This window comes from Desulfobacula sp., assembly GCF_030145145.1.
Lineage (GTDB): Bacteria > Desulfobacterota > Desulfobacteria > Desulfobacterales > Desulfobacteraceae > Desulfobacula.
Map to the genome: position 1 here is coordinate 18,433 of NZ_JAQYWD010000021.1, position 21,713 is coordinate 40,145.

At 48.3% G+C, this 21,713-nt stretch carries 14 protein-coding genes; 4 read left to right on the forward strand and 10 right to left on the reverse strand.

Annotated elements, in window-relative coordinates; all coding sequences use genetic code 11:
• Positions 1-361: 361 nt before the first annotated feature.
• From Q1Q15_RS13140 to Q1Q15_RS13150, 3 genes are all read right to left on the reverse strand, one after another.
• Positions 362-2,050 carry an FAD-dependent oxidoreductase gene (locus tag Q1Q15_RS13140; RefSeq protein WP_300460611.1) on the reverse strand — a complete coding sequence of 563 codons (1,689 nt, stop codon included), beginning with the start codon at positions 2,048-2,050 and terminating at the stop codon, positions 362-364.
• Between the two features lie 13 nt (positions 2,051-2,063).
• Positions 2,064-3,710 (reverse strand): FAD-binding protein, encoded by a 1,647-nt coding sequence (locus Q1Q15_RS13145; RefSeq protein ID WP_300460614.1) that lies wholly within the window; start codon positions 3,708-3,710, stop codon positions 2,064-2,066.
• A 483-nt stretch (positions 3,711-4,193) separates the two neighbouring features.
• Positions 4,194-4,985: an IclR family transcriptional regulator gene (locus tag Q1Q15_RS13150; RefSeq protein ID WP_300460616.1), complete on the reverse strand. Its 792-nt coding sequence runs from the start codon at positions 4,983-4,985 to the stop codon at positions 4,194-4,196.
• A gap of 484 nt (positions 4,986-5,469) precedes the next feature.
• Here Q1Q15_RS13150 and lpdA point away from each other — a divergent pair, with 484 nt between their 5' ends.
• Positions 5,470-6,903, forward strand: coding sequence for a dihydrolipoyl dehydrogenase (lpdA, locus tag Q1Q15_RS13155; protein WP_300460618.1), 1,434 nt, complete (start codon positions 5,470-5,472; stop codon positions 6,901-6,903).
• 55 nt (positions 6,904-6,958) lie between these two features.
• Here the strand turns inward: lpdA and Q1Q15_RS13160 are convergent, their stop codons facing one another.
• From Q1Q15_RS13160 to Q1Q15_RS13190, 7 genes are all read right to left on the reverse strand, one after another.
• Entirely contained in the window at positions 6,959-7,576 is a 618-nt protein-coding gene (locus Q1Q15_RS13160; protein WP_300460619.1) for a class I SAM-dependent methyltransferase, read from the reverse strand.
• Between the two features lie 225 nt (positions 7,577-7,801).
• Positions 7,802-9,916 (reverse strand): acetate--CoA ligase family protein, encoded by a 2,115-nt coding sequence (locus Q1Q15_RS13165; RefSeq protein ID WP_300460621.1) that lies wholly within the window; start codon positions 9,914-9,916, stop codon positions 7,802-7,804.
• A gap of 299 nt (positions 9,917-10,215) precedes the next feature.
• On the reverse strand, positions 10,216-10,881 hold the full coding sequence (locus tag Q1Q15_RS13170; RefSeq protein ID WP_300460623.1) for a response regulator transcription factor: 666 nt from the start codon (positions 10,879-10,881) through the stop codon (positions 10,216-10,218).
• Positions 10,878-13,070 carry a cache domain-containing protein gene (locus Q1Q15_RS13175; RefSeq protein ID WP_300460626.1) on the reverse strand — a complete coding sequence of 731 codons (2,193 nt, stop codon included), beginning with the start codon at positions 13,068-13,070 and terminating at the stop codon, positions 10,878-10,880. Before Q1Q15_RS13175 ends, Q1Q15_RS13170 begins: the two co-directional genes overlap by 4 nt.
• Positions 13,071-13,199: 129 nt before the next feature.
• The gene (locus Q1Q15_RS13180; RefSeq protein WP_300460628.1) at positions 13,200-14,450 is read right to left on the reverse strand and encodes an acetyl-CoA C-acyltransferase; all 1,251 of its coding nucleotides are present in this window, start codon (positions 14,448-14,450) and stop codon (positions 13,200-13,202) included.
• An 82-nt stretch (positions 14,451-14,532) separates the two neighbouring features.
• Positions 14,533-16,344 (reverse strand): acyl-CoA dehydrogenase, encoded by a 1,812-nt coding sequence (locus Q1Q15_RS13185; RefSeq protein WP_300460631.1) that lies wholly within the window; start codon positions 16,342-16,344, stop codon positions 14,533-14,535.
• A 40-nt stretch (positions 16,345-16,384) separates the two neighbouring features.
• Entirely contained in the window at positions 16,385-17,242 is an 858-nt protein-coding gene (locus Q1Q15_RS13190; RefSeq protein WP_300460634.1) for a 3-hydroxybutyryl-CoA dehydrogenase, read from the reverse strand.
• Between the two features lie 188 nt (positions 17,243-17,430).
• Here Q1Q15_RS13190 and Q1Q15_RS13195 point away from each other — a divergent pair, with 188 nt between their 5' ends.
• From Q1Q15_RS13195 to Q1Q15_RS13205, 3 genes are all read left to right on the forward strand, one after another.
• The gene (locus Q1Q15_RS13195; RefSeq protein ID WP_300460637.1) at positions 17,431-18,972 is read left to right on the forward strand and encodes a sigma 54-interacting transcriptional regulator; all 1,542 of its coding nucleotides are present in this window, start codon (positions 17,431-17,433) and stop codon (positions 18,970-18,972) included.
• A 139-nt stretch (positions 18,973-19,111) separates the two neighbouring features.
• Entirely contained in the window at positions 19,112-20,149 is a 1,038-nt protein-coding gene (locus Q1Q15_RS13200; RefSeq protein WP_300460641.1) for an NADP-dependent oxidoreductase, read from the forward strand.
• A gap of 129 nt (positions 20,150-20,278) precedes the next feature.
• Entirely contained in the window at positions 20,279-21,700 is a 1,422-nt protein-coding gene (locus tag Q1Q15_RS13205; protein WP_300460643.1) for a DEAD/DEAH box helicase, read from the forward strand.
• Positions 21,701-21,713 lie beyond the last annotated feature (13 nt).

Here is a 21,713-nt window from a genome sequence, read left to right on the forward strand (position 1 = left end):
CCCTGCTTTCGTTTACCCGGGACATGGAACCCCGAGCAGTTTTAATGGTTCACCCCCTTTCTTAAGTTTTGAGTATATTCATTAAAAAACAGACTAAATTTTAAATGCTTCGTCCATTGTTTCCGGTGCAGACAAATCCTTCAATGGCATCATTCTATATAGGGAAGGCAGGCAAAAAACAGAGACAGTGTCATGGGTTAAAATCCTTTTTAAAAAATAGCTTAAAATGATATTAACTAAACTCCTGTGAAATGCTCTATTGTTAAACCATAAGGAGAAAGTATTTGAAAAAGTGACTGCTGTCAATTTAATCGGATAGGGCGTATAAAAAAAATACAATAAACTTAGCAACATTTTCCTCCTAAACCATCATGTTCAAAGGAAACTCATAAGAGATTGCCCCGGTGGGGCAGGCGATCCTGCAGCAGCCACAATGCCAGCACTCTTCAGGATACAAAACGTAAGGTCCTGACGGCCTCATGTCTAAAACGAATCCCGGACAGTCTTCAACACAGGTGCCGCAGGAAATGCAATGTCCGCAGTGCAGGCATCTTTTGCTTTCTGACACAGTATCCTTTTTATTTATGTTTTCCCCGTTTCCACCAGCCAGGTGCGTATCAAGCGGTAGCGCCCTTGCTTTTTTTTCGTGGTATTCGACATTTAAAATTTCATTAAATTCAACGATATGGGAGTCAAACAAATCTTCAATCTCCTGGGTTACTATAGTGCTGTCCGGTTTGATTACGATTCGTTCCTGGGCTGTATTTTCATCTTTTTGGGAAAGGTATTGATTGATGGATAATGCGGCCTGACGTCCGCTGCCGATAGCCTGGGCAACCGAAGATGGACCGGTAACAGCATCTCCGGCCCCGAAAACACCCTCTTCATCGGTCTGAAGGGTCTTTGGATCTACAAGCAGTGTCTGTTTTGGGGTAAATTTTAAATTACTGTTTTGTTCTAAAAATGTAAAATCGGTTTCCAAGCCGATTGCAGAAATCACCATATCAACAGCCATGGTTTTGAGTTCTGAAGAGGAATCACAGGTGCTGAGCCTCCCGCATTCATCAAAGTTAAAAAATGAAATGCTGCAATATTCGATCTGATGAACGCTGCTATTTTTTGCAGTTATTCCGGAAATAACACAGGAATGGTGAACTGTGATGCCTTCTTTACGTGCCAGATCCGCATCTTCAGCAGGTGCACAGCTGTTTTGTTCATCTTCTACACAAAAAATGTGAACATCAGAGGCACCAAGCCGCCTGGCCGCAAGCGCACAATCGTATGCCACGCCGCCGCCGCCGGCAACAGCAACGATACCATCAATTTCTTTTATCAATCCGAAGTTTACTTTTTTTAGAAATGATACGCCGGGTTGTACCAGATCTGCTCCGTTCATATCCAATCGCTTTTCTTTCCATGTGCCCACAGCGATTAGACAGGCATCAAAATCTTTTCTTAAGTCCGCAAAAGGGATATCCAAACCAATGGTTGTATTGGTAACAGCAGTCACACCCGTCTGAAGGATATGCCCGATTTCCCGGTCCACGATACTTTTTGGAAGCTTGAAATCCGGGACTCCGATACGCGGCATCCCGCCGAGTATGGGAGAAGACTCAAATACCGTCACCTTGTGTCCGAGCAGGGCACAAAAATAGGCACAGGTCATTCCTGCAGGCCCTGAGCCAATGACCGCAAGCGTTTTCCCGGTTGGTTCCCCCCTGAAGGGCATCCGGGTCTGGGTCCGGTCTGCCTGATCGGCCACGAATTTTTCAATGGCTCTTATTGAAACGCCTTCATCGTAATGGTTCCGGTTGCAGTTGTATTGGCAAAAATGAGGACAAATCCGGCCTGTAATACCGGATAGCGGATTTCTGGATCTTAAATAGGTTAATGCTTCCTCAAATTTGTTATCCTGCACAAGGGTATGTATTTTCTGGATGGGATTTCCTGCCGGACAAGATGCCTCACAAGGCGAAGTCCTTTTCTGCTGGATCATTCCGGATGTTGTTATCGTCGGCTGATCAACTTCTCTGCTGAATTTTGGCGGCATGTCTGTCTCCTTTTTAAACCCATGCTAGTTTGGGGCTGCCGCTTTCCTGCCAGATTGAAAGAACGCGGTTAAAGTTCTCATTTAATTCAGGATAGTCACTCCTCCTGTAAAGCGCACGGCCGCTTTCTTTTCGTTCCATGGTCGATTGTGTTGAAAGCCGGCATGTTTTTAAAAGGTGAACCGCTTCATTTGCACGCATGAGTTCACGATAATTGTCTGCTTGCAGGCGGTTGGCATATGTTGCAATGAAATCAAGTTTTTCCAGGGCATTTTCCATGCCGGCCTGGTTTCTTATAAACCCCATGTAATAACTCATCACCTGGCGTATTGCTCTTTCAAAATTTTCATAGCTGATGCCGTCATTAACCGTCATCGGATGGAACACCCGGTTTTTTTCGGCCTTTATTTTTTCCGGTTCAAGATCGATGAGCTGTGTTTTAGATCCAATTCGTTCAGCGGCCTGTTTTGCAGCAATATAACCACTGCACATGGACCCCGAGAAGGTGTAGAAAACACATCCGTTATACAATCCTTTTACGGTGGTTTCAAAATTATCGTCAGTGGCCAGCATTCCGCTTAATTCAATCTCAGACAGCTCAACTTCCATGGGATATTTTTGAAAATTTATCCCTTTTTGTTCTGCATAATCCAGAAAAGTCGCTTTGTCTCCAGGCATAAGCACATATTGAAGATAAGCGACCTCTTCCGGGTCACAATGGCGCATATCCATATGGAACGGAGGCCCTTTTCCTTCAATCATTTCCTGGTGGGTCCCCAATATTTGGTTCCTGCGAGGCCCGTTTTCTTTCAAAGAATGGTATTTGCCCATAAACCGCTGGCCAAGTGCATTGATTTCGTGGGCGCCAACGCTGTTGATTCCATTCATGCCGGCACAGCCGAATCCCTTGGGCAGGAGGGTGGCCTGCTGTTTTAAATCCAGGTTGACCAATCTGGCCCCGCTTTCATATGCGAGGACATACTGACTGCCGGTATTATAAGGACTGTGCCACGTATTAAAGGGGTTGCCTGTAGAGTTTGTGGTCACCCGGTTTGCGCTGTTACCCAGCGCCATGATAACGGCTTTGGCCCTGATAACACAAAAGGTGCCGTCTAAGACGTTAAAACCGGTCACACCGGTTATCCTGCCGTTGCTGGTTAACAATCGGGTGACCATGATGTAATCCAGGATATCCACCCCAAGAGAGCGTACTTTTTTGGCAAGCCTGCGTTTGATTAACTGACCGTTTTTGATACAGATGAACCAGGCGCCCGGCTGCCCGAAGCCCACAGTCCTTAACCAGGAACCATCAGGGTTGGTTTCAAATTCAACACCAATTTTTTCAAGGACATCTATCATGACGGGCATGGCATCAACCCATCTGCCGATCATTTTTGGCGTATATCCACTGGTAGGACCTTTGTAGAAATCCACAAAAGCTTCTTTTGTGTCATTGGGGCCATCGATGTTCAGTACGGCCATAAAATGATCGTTCCCTCCGCCCAAACATCCGCTGCTCTCAATTTTTCCTTTATCGAGCATTGTGACAGTTGCGCCGTGTTCTCTTGCGCCGATGGCTGCACCACAGCCAGCTGCACCTGAACCTAAAATAAGAATGTCTGTTTCGATTGTATTGACGGTCTTTTTCATGTCTTCGTTCATGGCAGCAAGTCCTTTTAGAAATCTGAAAAGTTCACTATGTGAACATTTGAGTCGCTATGTGAACTTGAGTACATTTTCCACTGTGCTGTGTCAACAAAAAAAATAAATAAATCGCCCGGATCTTACTGAACGTAAAACAGGCCCTGTTTTTTTTTGATAAATTATTGCTTGTTGTTTTTATATGAAAATGCGACAGCAGAGCCCTCGACGGGCGATGGGATCGGCCCGTTCGGACCCAAAGGCGATCAGCCCATTTGCCCTGCCGGGCGTTAAGAAGCGCAGGCTGCTTGAGGACACACCTGCCCGCAGTTCCTGCGCTTTAGACCGGCAGGGCAAATGGGCCGCCGACGGTCCGGGGCCGATCCCATCGCTCGTCGGGGGCGGCATAATACCATTTTCGTTATTCGTTGTATCGGCAGGCCGATATGTGGGTTATACAGAGAAAGGGAGGTGATGTGACGGATGCGGTCTAGAATTTGAGGATCAGGGCTTGATGTAGCCTATTTTTTTGGAGATTTCTTCTCCAGCAGATACCAACAGGCTGGAGATTCTTTTTATGTCATGATGATCCTTTCTTTTGCTGGCCGGCAGGGCAACACCCACAGCGGCAATAACCTTATTAGAGTGGTCTCTTATGGGAGCTGCAATTCCCATAATGCCTTCCACAAACTCATCTATTTCTATGGCGTAACCCTGCCTGCGGACAATGGTAAGCTCTTTGCGAAAAATTTTTTTGTCTGTAATCGTATTGGGTGTATATTTTTTAAGTTCTTTTTTCAACAAAGAGGTAATTTCTTCCGGTTCAAGATAAGCGGTGATGACTTTACCCAGCATGCCGTATGTAATGGGCCTGATCCGGCCTAGTTCACTGGAAAGCTTGACCATTTCCACCCCTTCTCTTTTATCCAGGTAAATGATCTGGTTTTCTTCTTTTACGCCAAGCAGGGTCGTGGCTTTTGTCTCATTCTGGAGCTTGGTAATCGGCATAATTGCTGCTTTACGGATAGAAAAGGAGGTGAAAACAATGGAACCCATTTCAAACAACCGCAGACCCAAAGAATATTTTCTTGTTTCCGGATCTTGCTGCAGCAGATGTCTGGATTCCAGGTTGTAAATAAGCCGCCTAGCCGTTGTTATATTGAAACCGGTGTGAGATACGATTTCGGCCAGTGTCATTTCATGTTTTTCAAAGGTAAAACATTCCAATACATCAATCGCACGCTCTATGGACTGCACCCGCCAGACGGAATGTTTATCTTTTTTTTTTTTATCCATAAAATATTAATTAGTGTATATGCTCATTCCAGATGACGTGTTAACAGTTTCGTGCTGCCTTCAATTTAATTTTGGCACCATAAATGAACCATTTAAAAATGTCAATACCCCCCTTAGTACCATAATTATAACCGGTTTATGTCATATTACAGATGCCATCATATTTTCGCTGGGAAGGCCATCTCCTGGCACATAATTCTGACTCCAGACCTCGGAACGTGTGGAATAAAAAAATTGACAACACCCATTATTCATGGCCATTTAAACAGAAATATATCAGATTTTTGGTCATTCAAATTGTTGTTTTTTAACCATTCAATTTATTAAATATCTATATATAATTTTTCCGAAATCATGATAAACTGCTTCGAAATTAATATTGAAGCGTTTTGATAATGAAACAAGATTTATTCGCAGAAGTGACAAAGAAAAAAGATGACCACATTATGATGCGTAACATACAATAAAGTTTGGAGAAAATGCCTTGGAACAAAAAATAATCATTATTGGCGGCGGCCCTGGCGGATATGTAGCGGCAATCAGGGCTGCTGCTCTTGGTGGAAAGGTTACCTTAATAGAGAAAGAACATCTTGGTGGTACTTGCTTGAACTGGGGGTGCATCCCATCAAAGATCATGAAGCATTCAGCAGATGTTTTTTTGAAACTATCAAAAGCCAATGAGCTCGGTATTGAAATTTCTGGTACTATCACCGCGAATATGACGGCATTGATGGCGCGTAAAAACAAGATCATAGCAACCCAGAGGAAAGCCATTGCCGGCCTGCTCAAAACACATATGATTGATGTTGAAATGGGCAGGGCCACAATTGTTGCTCCAGGCCTAGTTGCCGTCGAAAAACAGGGCCAGGATGACACCCTGTTTGAATATGATAAACTGATCATTGCAACAGGAACCCAACCACTGAATGTCCCTGATTTTCCGTTTGATCATGAATCCATATTTTCTTCAAATGATATTCTTGCTTTGAATACCATTCCGGAATCTATGGTAATTGTCGGCGGTGGTGTGATCGGTTGTGAGTTTGCCTTTATTTTTGCTGCTTTAGGGTGCAAGGTAACAGTGGTGGAGGCCATGTCCAGAATGTTGCCACTGCCAAGTGTGGATGCAGATATATCGAAACTTTTGCAGCGTGAAATGAAGAAACATAAAATCAATGTGCTCTGCGATACCGTCGTGACATCCTGCGACAAGCAAGAGAATGATCTCATCATTCATCTGGGTGTATCCGCGTTTACCAATAATCCAAAACCAAAAAAAATCAAAACAAATTTTATTGCGGCCAATAAAATGACTGTTTGTATTGGCCGCTCGCCATTATCAGCTGATCTTGGTCTTGACAGGATCGGCATTGAAACAAAAGGCCAGGGGTGGGTCGAGGTCAATAACAGGCTCGAGACATCAGTTGACGGCGTATATGCCATCGGTGACATCCTGGGGCCTGAAAAAGTCATGCTTGCACATGTGGCTTCCCACGAGGGTATTGTGGCTGCGGAAAACGCAATGGGTCACAGTGAAATAATGGATTACTCAGTGATTCCAAGTGCTATTTTTACCATGCCGGAAATCGGAACGGTAGGTTTAAGTGAAGCAGAGGCAATAGAAAAAGGGGTTAGTGTCGAGTCGTTCATCATGAATTTCAGAGCCCTGGGAAAGGCACAAGCCATTAATGAAATCGCAGGAATGGCAAAAATGATTGTTGAAAAAGATACACAGAAGGTTCTGGGTGTCCACCTGATCGGCCCACATGCAACAGATCTGATTGCCGAAGCTACTTTGGCAATTCGACATGGGATGACATCCCGACAGATAGCCCATACCATACATGCGCATCCAACCCTGGCAGAAATTTTAGGAGAGTTGTCTTTGACTGCATCGGGTAAGGCGATTCACGGATAATTTGAAGGGGGAGCCATTTGGTGTCGTGGAGCCGGCAAAATCAGTTTCAGACCGATTACTCCGGGACGGCGATCCCTTTGTAGTTGAAGCTTAGCAATTTCAGCGGGCTGCTATAGCCGGTATCAAGGGCCACAATTTTGAAACCGCTTTTTTTTATCAGTTCGGGGATGTGCCGGTTTAAATGGCACCCCCCGCTGATTTTTGTCCAGGGCAGATTCAGCCTGTTCTGCCATTTGACAATATGGTCATCCGGTGATTTGCCGTGTTCACAAAAAATCAATTTACCGCTGGATTTTAACACCCGTTTCATTTCATTTAAGGCTTTAAAAACATCCGGGATGGAACATAAGGTGTATGTTACCAGTACCGTATCAACGGAATGATTCTCCAAAGGAATTTCTTCACCGGACAATCCGATGAAATCGATTTCAAAAGGAAGTTCAAGGGCTTTCTTCTCAGCCAGTTTCCTCAGTGGCGTCATGGGTTCCAATCCCATCACCAGATCTATTTTGGACGGATCATAAAAAGGCAGGTTGAGTCCTGATCCCATACCAATTTCCAGGGTTATTCCTTTGGCCATGGGCACGAATTGTCTGCGTATCCTTCCAATATCATTCTGAGAACAGACACAATTGATCAGTTTCGGCAGGATGTATTTATTGTAAAATTTCATGTGTAGAGTATAAGCAGTTTTTAACTTTTAAACAGGCCCACTAGTGGTGTTTATAGTATGAGCAGCATTTTCACACTAACCCGTGTTTGAACGAAAACTCACTCATCTGCTGCGTTGCTGCAAAACTCTGAAATCCTCATGTACAGTAGTACACTCCGGTTTCAGAGTTTCTTGGGCCTTGCATATGGGCAACTTTTCGTCCAAACACGGGTTTCCGCTCAGGCACTAACTATTTGAATCCGGTTGTTCATTAAATAATACCACCAGAGCGTCCACAGCAATGGGCTGACCTTTGTCAATGATTAAAGGATTGATGTCGATTTCCTGAATGCCGGAATAGGCACATCCCAAATTGCCCAGGGATACAAGGATATGGGCCAGGGCATTTTTATCCACTGGATCAAGTCCCCGATACCCGTCCAGAACAAGCTGGCATTTCAGCCGGGAAATCATATTCAAAGCATCATTCATGGTCAATGGGGCCAGGGCAAAAGCCGTGTCATTGATCGCCTCCGCAAATATCCCGCCAAGACCGCACATGATGCAGGGGCCCAATTGGGGGTCTCTCACAAATCCGGCCACCAGTTCAATTTTTCCCTGTATCTGTTTCTGGATAAGGATACTGCCACGACCCTGCATGGTTTGTTGAAGGTTTTCGATTGCCAGTTTGAGACCGTCTTCAGATACGATGCCCAGGTGCACCAGGTTTGACTCTGTCTTGTGGGCGACACCAGGAAGTATCCCCTTGGCAACCAGGGGAAACCCAAAAGTGTTTGCGATCTGCAACGCTTCATCCAAAGAAGCGACCTGTTTTTCCTCTACAATTGGAATCCCGCACCCAGCAAGCACCTGTTTGGATAAACATTCATCCAGCTGGCCGTCTCCGGACTCCAGGATATCAAAACGGCCATCGGCAGTCGTTCTGCTGATCTCTTCCGCTTTGCCTGACGGGTCATTGACTTCATTCACCAAAGGTCGATTTAAAAGAATGCCAATACATTCCACAGCCCTCATGATTTCCCTGAATACTGGGATACCGAGACTTTGTGCTGATAATTGAAATTCATGAACGCGTTCACGTTCACCTGATATCCAACAGATTAGCGGTTTGCCGGCCTTTTTTGCCATTTGGGCCATCATCTCAAAATCAATCTCAAGGCTAAACCCTCCCGCAAAACAATGGGTGAAAACAGCATCAACGCCTGGATCGGCACAAACAGCTTCCATGGCCTTTTGGTAGGCCTTTTTTGAACCATTAAGGATGATTCCCGGCCACATGTCCACGGGATTTGACGGCGGCATCCATTCCGGGAAAACGGTTTTCAACTCATCCAGGGTGGTAGAATTGAGTTTGGATAATACAAGGTCGTGGCCATCCATAATATCCGCCGAAACAATCCCTGCGGCACCGGTGTAGGTAAGAACAGCCAAGCGATTCCGGCGTTTGGGTGATATTTCCGGATACAGGGCCAGGGTTTTACTATAATCGGTCAGCTGGTAGAACCCCCTGGCCTGTATAATGCCGGCCTGAGCCATGGCACCGCTTACGATGACGCCGTTGGCCGAAAGACTGGCCGTATGGCTTAATGCCGCACTTGCCCCGCTGGTCGTTTTTCCCCCATTCAGGATCACGATGGGTTTTGTGGTACCCCGGGATAATGCCATGAACCGCCGGCAGTCGGTAAATGACTCAAGATATAACCCTATGGCATTTGTATCCGGATCATCAATTAAATATGCCAAGAGGTCATTTTCGTCCACATCCATCTTGTTTCCTATGGAACAGACTTTGGAAATTCCCATGGTCCCATGGGACATGAGGTCGATAAGGAAAGCGCCTGCAAGCATGCCGCTCTGGGCAATAAGAGAAACGTTTCCCAAGGGTAGTCCTGTTTCCCAGATGCTGGTTGTTACCGTGGAAAAGACGAACCTGCGTTTCGCATCAACCAGGCCCATGCAGTTGGGCCCCCACAACCGGATTCCGGTCCTGTCGGCAATCTGTTTTGCTTCCTGCTGCAATGCTTTCCCCTGGGTTCCGATTTCCGAAAAGCCGGCCGACTGGATCATGACACCGGGGATACCTCTTTTTGCACAGGTTTCAATCACCTGGGGTACCATGTGGGCTCCGACAAAGACAATCGCAAGGTCCACCGGGTCCGGGACATCCGCAACAGAAGGATAACAGGCAAAGCCTTCAATTTCCTCATAACGGGGGTTAACCGGATAAACCGGACCGGTATACCCTTTTTTAAGATTTGAAACAATAATATTGCCACCTTTTTCTTTACTGGTTGTGGCGCCTACAACGGCAATTCCCCTGGGCTCGAAAAAAAACTTCATGAACAATTCTCCTGCTCTTTAACTACGTCTCCACATCTTTCACATTTCATAATGACCTCCTTACCACAAAAAATTTACTCCGCCTGGTGAGTGTTTTACAACTTCAGCAATCTTTTTTCCATGTTTTAGTCATGCATTGCAGATAATTTTTCAAACATATTTGTCAATCCTGTCACAGCAGAAAAAAATATTCTCCCAGTCCTTCACTCTGTTTTGGTCGATCTATTTTCCACGATAAATATTTTCTCTCCTGGTTCATTTCGTTCATGGATCAGGTTCAGACATCTGTATGATGGGGGTTAAGGAGTATAGAGTCCTGTCTCGAACCAGATCACGGCATTTCTCACCAGTTCTCCGCCGTGTCGCAAGGAAAGCTTTTCCTTGATTCTCTCCCGGTAGGTACCCACAGTTTTAACGCTGATATTCAATTGAAGGGCAATCTCTTTTGACGGCAGCCCCTGGCCGATGTGCTGGAAAATTTCAAGTTCCCTGTCGGTCAGGCATTTTAAAGGGGATTCATGGGACCGGTCCGGCCGGCTCTGGAATTTGTTGAGCAGGGTGCTCATGACCCTGGGGCTGACATAAATATTGCCGGACATGATCTGCCGGATGGCTTTTACAACGGATTCAGAGGCTTCCTGCTTCATGATATACCCTTTGGCGCCTGCCTTGATGCACCGTTCGGCATGCAGGGATTCATCGTGCATGGAAAGGACAAGAGATGACATGGGGTGATACTGATGATGGATTTCTTTTACCAGTTCAATACCATTGCTCTCTTTTAAAGATAAATCCACGATAACCAGATCCGGCATCTGTTCGTTGATAATATCAAACGCACCGGTGACATCTTCTGCATCACCGCACACCACCATATCTTTTTCCTGCTCCAGGAGTTCTTTCATTCCCATCCTGAAAATGGGATGATCTTCCACGATCACAATTCGTATCTTTTTTGACATCATTCATCCTCACTTTCAAGCACGACAAGAATGCCGCCACTTGGGGGACTGGAAATATCCAGGGCAGCCCCGATTCTGGCAGCACGATATTTCATCAGTTTCATTCCCATGCCACTGGTTTCTTTCTGGTCAAGTATCCCGTGGCCGTCATCTTGAATCGTTAATGTGAGTTTGCCATTGTTATGGGTCAAGGTGATGGCAATGTTTTCGGCATGGGCATGCTTTACCGCATTATGCACGGCTTCATGGGCAATATAATACATGTGGGTGGCCAGGGTGTTGTCCTTGACAGGCTGGGAAAAATCACAGGTCAGCGTGCAGGAAATATCGAACAGATCCCGGACATGGGCTGCCAGCGCTTCAAGGGATGTGCCAAGCCCGTGGTCGGACAGGTTGATGGGGAACAATCCCCTTGAAAGCTGTCTTGTCTTGTGGATGCTGTCCAGAATCAGGGTCCTTATTCTGTCGGCATTCCGGGCTTCGGCCAGGGACCTGGTGTCAAGTTTTTCCTTCAGGATCTTTGTCAGCACTTCGATCCCGATTAGCTGTGGACACAGGTCATCATGGAGTTCCATGGCAATCTTCTGCCGTTCTTTTTCACTGATATTGATAATCTCCCTTTCAAGCTGCCTGGATTCGGTTATGTCTTCCATGACAACCAGCAGGCAGTGTTCACCCCAGACGGTAACCGTTTCCACAGAGATCACACCGATGCGTTTTTCCCCGGCTGAATTTAAAAATTTAATCTCCAACGGTTCCAGCTGATGTTTTTCATGGATTTTTTTTAATATTTTTCTGCCTTCAGATGGCGTGTAAAAGAACCGGAAAGACATCAGTTCTTTGCCGATCAGTTCAAACAGGCTGTATCCGGTAATTTTCAGGAAACTGTCATTGACATTTATAATCCGTGTGTCCTTTATGGCAGCGATGAACATGCCACTGGGACTGCTTCTGAACGCCTTGGAAAACATTTCTTCGGAAAAGCGCAAGGCGCGTTCACTTTTCTTATGTTCCTGGATTTCGGACTTCAGATTTGAACTGTAACTATCGAGCTGATCCATGAACTTGTTGAAATAACGTGCCAGCTGTCCGATTTCATCTGTTGACCGTACCGGCATCCGTATGGACAAATCTTGTGAAGCCCCCCGTTCCAATTGGTTCATCAGTGTTTTTAACGGTTTGATGACCGTGCCGTTAATCCACAGGGAAGTTGCAAAAACCAGACAGATGATAATGAAGACAATGGAAAAAATGATGTTCCGGATGGTTGTGAGCGGAGCGTAGATCTCATCCAGGTAACTGGCGGATACTACGATCCAGTCATACTCGGGAATATAATTAAAGATCACCAGTTTAGCCCTTTCAGTGGTTTCTCCCGGAGTCTTCCATGAATAAACCATTTTCCCATTTTTCCGGGTACAGATATCTCTGACAAAATAAAGGCCGTCTTTATCTGTTGCATCATAATAGTTACCGGATAGAAACGGATGGATAATCAGGTTGCCGTTGCTGTCATTGATATAGGCATACCCGGTTTTCCCGAATTTCAGGCTTGAAATGCTGTTGTGAAAGTCTGAAATTTCAATCAGCTGCTTAAACTCTTCACGATATGATGACACGGCAATAATCCAGTCCCAGGGTTCAAAATAGGTCATGTACATGGCCTTGGGTCGTTTTTGTGTGTCTTCGGGATTTTGCCAGTCATATTCAAGATACCCCTGTTTCATTTGGATCATCTGCTTTACAAAACCGTGATCCATGAAATTCTTCCCTACTACGCCGGGATTGGGGTGTTCAATGGCAATCCCGTTTGTGCTGGCACAAAAAATATACCCTGTTTTCCCAATGGTCTGGCTGAACAGGATTTTTCTGCACCAGTCTTTGGCCTGTTCCCGGGTGATGAGACCGGTCTGATAATCCCTGTATATTTGCTGAACAATCTCCCTATTTTTTTCCGCCACCGCCTGAAGGTGATTTTTAATGGACGTATCTGCCGCAATCCTAACCATATTCAGGATGGTCATGGTTGAATTTGTCAGTTCACTTTCAATATTGGATTCAATGGTTGACCGGACCTGGAAGTATATGACAGCCCCACCCAGCAAGGTGGACAGGATAAAGATCAGGGTATACCCCCCCAGCAATTTGGATCGAATGGGCAGGTTTCTGAAAAACAACACCGCTTTTTTCATGGCATCCCTAGCCGGCAGAATTTAAACGGCATTGATGACACATCGTCAATGGTCATAGACCGTCCCTCCCAGGGCAAAACTATCAAGCAAAACAATATGGTTCTGCCCTGGACAGACAGCATGAGGGGACTACAGCATTTCAAGGGCGCAGGCCATGGACACACCGCCGCCCCCGCAGAGAGTGGCAAGCCCCAGGGTGTTGCCCCTTTTTTTCATGGCATGCATCAAGGTGACCATGATGCGGCTGCCCGTGGACCCCACCGGATGGCCCAGGCCAATACCGGACCCATTGACATTGGTGATGTCCCGGTTCAGGCCCAATTCTCTTTCACACCCGATATATTGTGCGGCAAAGGCCTCGTTGACCTCCACCAGTTCAAAATCGTTAATGGCCAGGCCGCTTTTGGTCAGGAGCTGTTTCACGGCCGGTACAGGGGAAAGCCCCATGAGGTCCGGAGAACAGGCCCCCATGCCCATGGCTTTGATTTTGGCAATGGGGGTCAGTCCCAGTTCCGTTGCCTTGTCCGCCGACATGATGATCATGGCCGAAGACCCGTCATTCAGACCGCTGGCATTGCCGGCCGTCACCTTTCCGGTTTTGGGAATAAATGCCGGTGGCAGGCTGGCCAGTTTTTCCATGGTAATGCCGGGCCGGAAATGTTCATCCCGATCAAAGATAAAGGGATCCTTCTTGCGCTGGGGAACGCTGATGGGGACAATCTCCTCTTTAAATGATCCATCCGTTGTTGCCCGTTCCGTATTGTTATGGCTCCGCAGGGCCACCTCATCCATTTCCTGTCTTGAAATATCCAGGAGTTGGGCAATAAATTCAGCGGTATGCCCCATGATATAGGGTTTTCCCAAAAAATAACGGGCCGGTGCCTGGGTGGTATCCAAAGGCGATTCATCGGTCAGGGGAAGCAGATGGGACCCGCAGTGAAGGGCATGGATCATGGCATCCACAAACTGCTGGTCCTGGAGGCGGCATCCCCACCTGGCGTTGGGAACCGAATAGGGCACGCCGGACATGTGCTCCACCCCCCCGGCAAGGACGACATCCGTCATGCCGGTCTGGATCATGGCAGCCCCGGAAAGAACGGCCTCCATGCCGGAAATACAGACCCGGTTTATGGTGACAGCCGGCACCGTATCCGGAATACCCGCCATGAGGGCCCCCACCCTGGCTACATTGAGGGTGTCATGATGTTCCACGCAGCACCCGTATCTGACATCATCAATGAGACTGGGTTCAATCCCGGCTCTCTTTACGGCTTCTTTCATGGTAACGGCAGCAATGGATGCCCCGTTCATATCTTTTAATGTTCCACCAAAGGTTCCAATGGCGGTCCTGCAGGCAGAAACAATGACAATTTCTTTCATGATGTTATCCTTAATCCGTTGTTGTGCCCGTCAGGGCATGGCAGTTATTATGGTTGTCTTTATTACATTTTTTCCCGGGCGTCTATTTTGCACCAAAGGCCGCATCCGACATCTGGTTCACAACAGCATCTCCTGACTGGATCGCCGCCATCTTTCCCCGGGTGACCGGCAGCACAGAAGTGATAAAAAACCGGGCACTGCCGATCTGACCCTCATAAAAATCCAGATCCTTCTTTTTAGGGGCGCCCCTAAGCTTTTGCGCCGCCACCACGGCCCGCCAGAGCAGCATCCATGCCATGATCGTATCGCCGGTGACGTCCATAAAAGGATGGGCCTGGGCAAAGGCATCCAGGATATCTCCAGACCCCATGGCTTCGGCAAGATGTTCAGCCACTGCTGTTAATTCGGCAAGGGTTTGGTCAAGACTTGCAGCCAGGGGGGTAAGGGCCTGACTGCCTGTGGCCGTTTGAATGGTTTTTTTAATTTCCCCCAAAAGGTCTTTAAAGGCCCGGCCATTGTTCAGCCCGAGTTTTCTGCCCAGCAGATCCATGGCCTGGATCCCGTTGGTGCCTTCATAGATCTGGGTGATCTTGCAGTCCCGGAGCAGTTGCTCCTGGGGGTATTCCCTGGTAAATCCATATCCCCCGAACACCTGGACACCCTGGCTGCACATTTCAAAGGCCCTGTCCGTAATATACCCTTTGGCTAGGGGAATGAGGACATCGATCAACCCCTGGCATCTTGTCCTTTCCGCATCATCTTTACTGACCGTTATCCTGTCTTCCAGCAGCCCGACATAAAACAGGATGCTTCGCATGCCTTCGGAATAGGATTTCATGGTCAACAGGATGCGTCGGATGTCCGGATGCTGGATAATGGGAACATCGGGGCTGTCTTTCCCGGCGGTGAGACGCTTTCCCTGGACCCGTGTCCGGGCATAGTTCAAGGCATTAATATAGGAGGTGGAGGCACAGGCAAACCCCTGCATGCCAACGTGGAGACGGGCCTCGTTCATCATGACGAACATGGCGCTCATGCCCTTGTTCGCTTTGCCCAGCAGGGTGCCCCGGCAAAGGCCTTTGCTGCCCAGGGCCATGGAACAGGTGGGACTGCCGTGGATGCCCATTTTTTCTTCAATACCGGTACAGGCCACATCATTTGATTCCCCCAGGCTGCCGTCCGCATGAACCCAGACTTTGGGGACCAGAAACAGAGAAATTCCGGCAGTGCCCGGGGGGGCACCTTCAATTCTTGCCAGCACCGGGTGGATAATATTTTCCACAAGGTCATTTTCCCCGCTGGAAATAAAAATCTTGTTGCCGGTGATGGTGTAAGTCCCATCTTCATTTTTTACGGCCTTTGTGGTCAGTGCCCCCACATCCGAACCGGCTTCGGGTTCTGTCAAGAGCATGGAACCGCCCCATACACCCGTATACATTTTTTCAAGAAAAAGCTGTTTCTGCTGGTCCGTGCCAAAGCGTTCCACCAGTTTACCCGCCCCGTGGGAAAGGATATTGTGGAGCATAAAGGGGAAATTGGCCCCGTTAAAATAATTGTTGGCTGCCAGTGCCACCACGGCCGGCATGCCCTGCCCTCCCCATTGCGGGTTGTCAGACATGGCGATCCATTCGCCCTGCCTGAACAGTTCATAAGGCTTGTGAAAAGCCGGGGGTACGCTCACTTGTCCGTTTTCAAATGTACAGCCCTGTTCATCACCTTCCTTGAGGCAGGGAAGCAATTCCTTGATGGCCAGATTCCGGGCTTCCGATACCACAAGGTCAATGGTTTTTTTGTTAAATTCTGCAAATGGTTCAAATTTGCTCAATTCTTCCACGTTTAATTGTTCGTGAAGGACAAACTCAATGTCCCTTCTGTCTGCAACCTGCTGTGCCATAGTACGCTCCGTTTAACCGATAATGTTAGGGTGAAGTAAATTATTTTGTATAGTCGTAAAACCCTTTTCCGCTCTTCCTGCCCAAAAAACCGGCCCGTACCATTTTCCTGAGCAATGGTGCCGGCCGGTATTTGTCCTCTCCCAGTTCTTTATGGAATCCTTCCAGGACAAAGAGAATGGTATCCAGCCCCACCAGGTCGGCCAGGGCAAGGGGACCGATGGGATGGTTGGCCCCCAGGACCATTCCCTGGTCAATATCCTCGGCCGATGCAATGCCTTCGGCAAGGACAAAAATGGCCTCGTTGATCATGGGGCAGAGAATGCGGTTCACGGCAAACCCCGGGGCTTCCTTGACTTTAATGGGGGTTTTCTTGATGGTTTCAACAAAGGCATTGGACCGTTCAAAGGTTTCATCAGAGGTGGCAAATCCCTTGATCAATTCAACCAGCTGCATTACGGGAACGGGATTGAAAAAATGCATCCCGATCACCTTGTCTGATCGTTTGGTAACGCTTGCGATCTCCGTGATGGACAGGCTGGACGTATTGGAAGCAAAGATGGCCTCTTTATTGCAGATATTGTCCAGCTCCTGGTAGACCTGCTTTTTAATGTCCATACGTTCAATAATGGCCTCAATGACCATGTCTGCATCCTGGGCCGCCGCGTTCAAATCCGTGAAGCCGTGAATACGGCCCATGATTTCTGTTGCGGATGCCTCGGTTAATTTCCCTTTGGATACGGCCCGGTTAAGGTTTCCCTGGATGGTGGCCATGCCATTTTCAACCAGCCGGTCTTCCACATCCCTTATCGCGACATCAAATCCTGCCTGGGCTGCTGTCTGGGCAATGCCGGCACCCATGATACCGGCGCCCAAAACGGTTATTTTCCTGATTTCCATTGATGCTCTCCTTATACTTTGTTTTATATCAAATAATAAAGCATAAATCATGCCGTCTTAAAATTAGTTATAAAAACAGTAATTTAGAATTTTAGAACAATAAAAACTTTCCCATGGAAAAGATTTTACTGTTCTATTTGCCGGATTTGAATTAAACTGGCCCATAGCACAGCAAATCCGGAGGCACCATGACATTTGATGAAAAAGATTTTTTCAAGGAAGCAACCTTGAAAATCTGCAGCAGTCTTGAAATTGAGAAGGCATTGCACCAATGCCTGTTGTACATCCAAAAATTCATCCCGGCAGGACAGCTGGGCCTTCATGTGTATCACCGGGATGCCGGCATTGTGGAAACCGTGGCCCATGCAACGCTGGAGTCTTATACCGCCACCGCTTTCAAGACCACCTTATCGAAAAAAGGCCGTAAACAGGTTGAAGATCAGCGATCCATGCGCGTCCGGCTCATCCAGCGACTGGGGGACGACCCGGTTACGGGTCCGGTGGCGGAACGACTGGATGCCTCACATCTGTCGGCCGTGGTCATGGACCTTGTACTGGAAAAAACCCTGCTGGGTGTTTTTTCAGTGTTTAACAATGGAAAAGAACCGTTTAAAAGCGACCATGCACGGCTGTTAAACCTTTTAAACAAACCCTGTGCCATTGCTCTGACCAATAGCCTGCGATTCCGGGAACTAAAGAATCTCAAAGAGATACTGGCCGATGACAACCGGTATCTCCAGGAGGAGCTCAACAAGCTTTCCGGCGAAAAGGTCGTTGGCGCCCAGTCCGGACTCAAAAATGTGATGCAGATGGTTCGCCAGGTGGCCCCCCTGGAAAGCCCGGTATTGCTGCTGGGGGAAACCGGTACCGGCAAAGAGGTGATTGCCAACACCATTCACAATCTATCGTTGAGAAAGGATGGGCCGTTTATCCGGGTCAACTGCGGTGCCATCCCGCCATCCCTTCTGGACAGTGAACTGTTTGGATATGAAAAAGGGGCGTTTACCGGTGCGGTTTCCCAGAAAAGGGGGCGCATCGAACGGGCCAGCGGCGGTACCCTGTTTTTAGATGAAATCGGGGAGTTGCCGGCCGAAGCCCAGGTGAGACTGTTACGGGTGTTGCAGGAAAAAGAAATTGACCGGGTGGGCGGTAGCAAAACCATCCGGGTCAATATCAGGATCATCGCCGCCACCCATCAAGACCTTGAACAGATGATGGCAGAAAACAGATTCCGGGCAGATCTTTTTTTCAGGCTCAGGGTTTTTCCCATCACCCTTCCCGCTTTAAAAGACCGGAAAAAAGATATTCCGGATCTGTTGCAGCATTTTATCCTGAAAAAATCCAAAGAAATGAAACGGGCCATTGTTCCCGTCCCCTCACCCGAAGCCCTGCCCCGCCTGATGACCTACCACTGGCCCGGAAACATCCGGGAGCTTGAAAATGCCGTGGAACGGTCCCTGATCCTTGACCGGGAAAGCGTGCTTTTTTTCCAGGGAATCGGCGGACATCAACCCTTTTCGCCCTCCACCCATCCGTTGGGAAAGCCCCATGATGGGGATCCCTGTCTTGACCTCAATGCGGTGATATCCGGCCATATCCAACAGGTCATGGCGCAGTGCAACGGGCGGGTGGAAGGCGAAAAGGGCGCTGCAAAAGCACTGAATATACATCCATCCACCTTGAGAAAAAAAATGAAAAAGCTCCAGATCCCTTTTGGCCGAAACCCCTGAAACCCAAGATCATACCCCTTAATAAGAATTGCTGCCTGTTGACCCCGGACCTTGATTAATCCTATATCAAGGTTATAATCTGGGATATTATTTGTTTGGATATCACGTATTGACCCGCTAATAAACATGAGGAAACATCATGGAAAATATTGAAAAAACAAACCGCCGTTTTGTGCTTGCTTCACGCCCTGTGGGCGCTCCAACCCAGGAAAACTTTCGTTTAGAGACCACCGCTATCCCTTCGCCTGAACAGGGACAAGTCCTGTTGCGCACCATTTTTCTATCCCTGGACCCCTACATGCGGGGACGGATGAGCACAGCCCCCTCTTATGCACCCGCAGTGGAGATCAATGACGTCATGGTGGGTGCCACCGTCTGCCAGGTTGAGGCCTCCCGGCATCCGGATTACAAGACGGGCGAATGGGTTCTCGCCTATAGCGGCTGGCAGGACTATGCCCTTTCTGACGGATCTGATCTGACCCCGTTAGGGACGTCTCCCCAAAATCCTTCCTATGCACTGGGAATATTGGGAATGCCTGGATTTACAGCCTATATGGGATTGTTGGAAATTGGCCTGCCCCAACAGGGGGAAACCCTGGTTGTGGCTGCAGCCACCGGACCTGTCGGTGCCACGGTGGGACAAATCGGCAAACTGAAAGGATGCCGGGTGATCGGTGTGGCCGGCGGTGAAGAAAAATGCCACCACGCAAAAACGGTTCTCGGGTTTGACGAATGCCTGGACCACAAGTCCCCGGATTTTTACCGGCAGCTCAAGGAGGCATGCCCCAAAGGCATTGATATCTATTTTGAAAGTGTGGGGGGCAAGGTCTTTGATGCGGTTCTGCCCCGGCTCAACATACGAGCCAGGGTTCCGGTTTGCGGACTTGTTTCCCGGTACAATGCCACCCAGCTTCCCGAGGGGCCGGATCGAGTATCCGTTCTCATGGCCAATATCCTGGTCAAACGCATCAAGGTCCAGGGATTCATTATTTTTGATGACTATGGTCACCGCTATGATGAATTTGCCGAACAAATGTCTCACTGGCTCAGCACAGGACAGATAAAATACCGTGAACAGATCGTTGAAACATTAGAGGCGGCACCAGAAGCGTTTATGGGTATTTTAGACGGTCAAAATTTCGGGAAGGTAGTGGTCCGGGTGAATGATGCGCACTAGGTCATTGTTTTAACACGGACCTCCATGAGGAATAATGGTATAGCACTTTGGTGCGGTTGATCTTCACCACCAACCAATTGCACCGGACGGCCAAACCGTAAAATTATAACCAGAGATTCAGGATATTATATGTCATTTGATGAATTAGGCCTAAGGGTCGAACTGCTGAAAGCCGTTACATCCAAGGGGTACACTGCCCCCACCCCCATTCAGACCCGGGTCATTCCGGCTATTCTTGCCGGACGGGATGTCCTTGCCCGGGCCCAGACAGGAACGGGCAAAACCGACGCGTTTGCCCTGCCCCTGGTTGAAATCCTGAGCCTGCAGAAGGGTAACAGGCGACACCCCCGGGCCCTGATTCTGACGCCAACACGGGAACTGGCGCTTCAGGTGGGCGAGAGCATCAAGGCCTATGCAAGGCGGGTTTCCCTTCGATGCACTGTGGTTTACGGCGGGGTCAACATAACGCCCCAGGTGGATCGATTGAGACGGGGCATTGATATCCTTGTGGCCACACCGGGCCGCCTTCTGGATCTTGCCGAACACAGGGACCTGAATCTGTCCCAGATAGAATTTCTGGTGTTTGATGAAGCCGACAGAATGCTGGACCTGGGATTCAGTGAGGAAATCTCCGAGATCCTTGGGCTCATTCCAGCGGAACGCAGGACCATGATGTTTTCCGCCACCTACACCCAACAGATCCGGAATCTTGCCAAGATCATGCTGAAGGAACCGGAATACATCGAGGTGACCCCCAGCAATACCGCAGCAGAATCGGTGATCCAGAAAGTACACCTGGTGGACCAATCAAACAAGCGTGCCCTGCTCATCCATTTGATCACCCAGGGACGATGGACCCAGATCCTGGTCTTTGTCCGCACAAAACACGGGGCAAACAAGCTCACGGAAAAACTGGCAGCACAAGGCATCAGTGCGGCTGCCCTGCACGGGAACAAGAGCCAGTCTTTCAGGACACGGACCCTCAAAGAATTCAAAAATGGTGACATCCAAACCCTGGTGGCAACGGATGTGGCGGCCAGGGGGCTTGACATCAGCAATCTGCCCTATGTGGTCAACTATGATATCCCCCGGGTGCCCGAGGACTATATTCACCGGATCGGCCGCACCGGCCGGGCCGGTGTCAGCGGCATTGCCGTCTCCCTGGTCAGTCCCGGGGAAAATACCCATCTGAAAGCCATTGAAAAACTGCTCAAACAAAAAATCCCCAGGGAAACCGTTGATGGTTTTACAATGGATGGCGCCGTCCCGGATTTTGTTCTATACCGCCCCAACAACCCGGCCAGCGAAAAAAAGGCAGACAAGGCCATAAAAAAAATGGTCAGCGACAGGAACGCTTCAAAACTGCGGGTGCAAACACCTGCCGGCAAAACCGTTGGTTTTGATACCCCAAAAGGTACCCGAAAAAGCGCTGAATCGGACCCGAAATCAAGATCCGGAAAAAAAACCGGAAAAACTGAAAAAAACCCGTCCCGCTCACGAAAACGGTTCCAGCAATCGTCAAAAAAAAGCAGCCCCAGGGGCAGAAGATAGCGAAGCGTTCAAC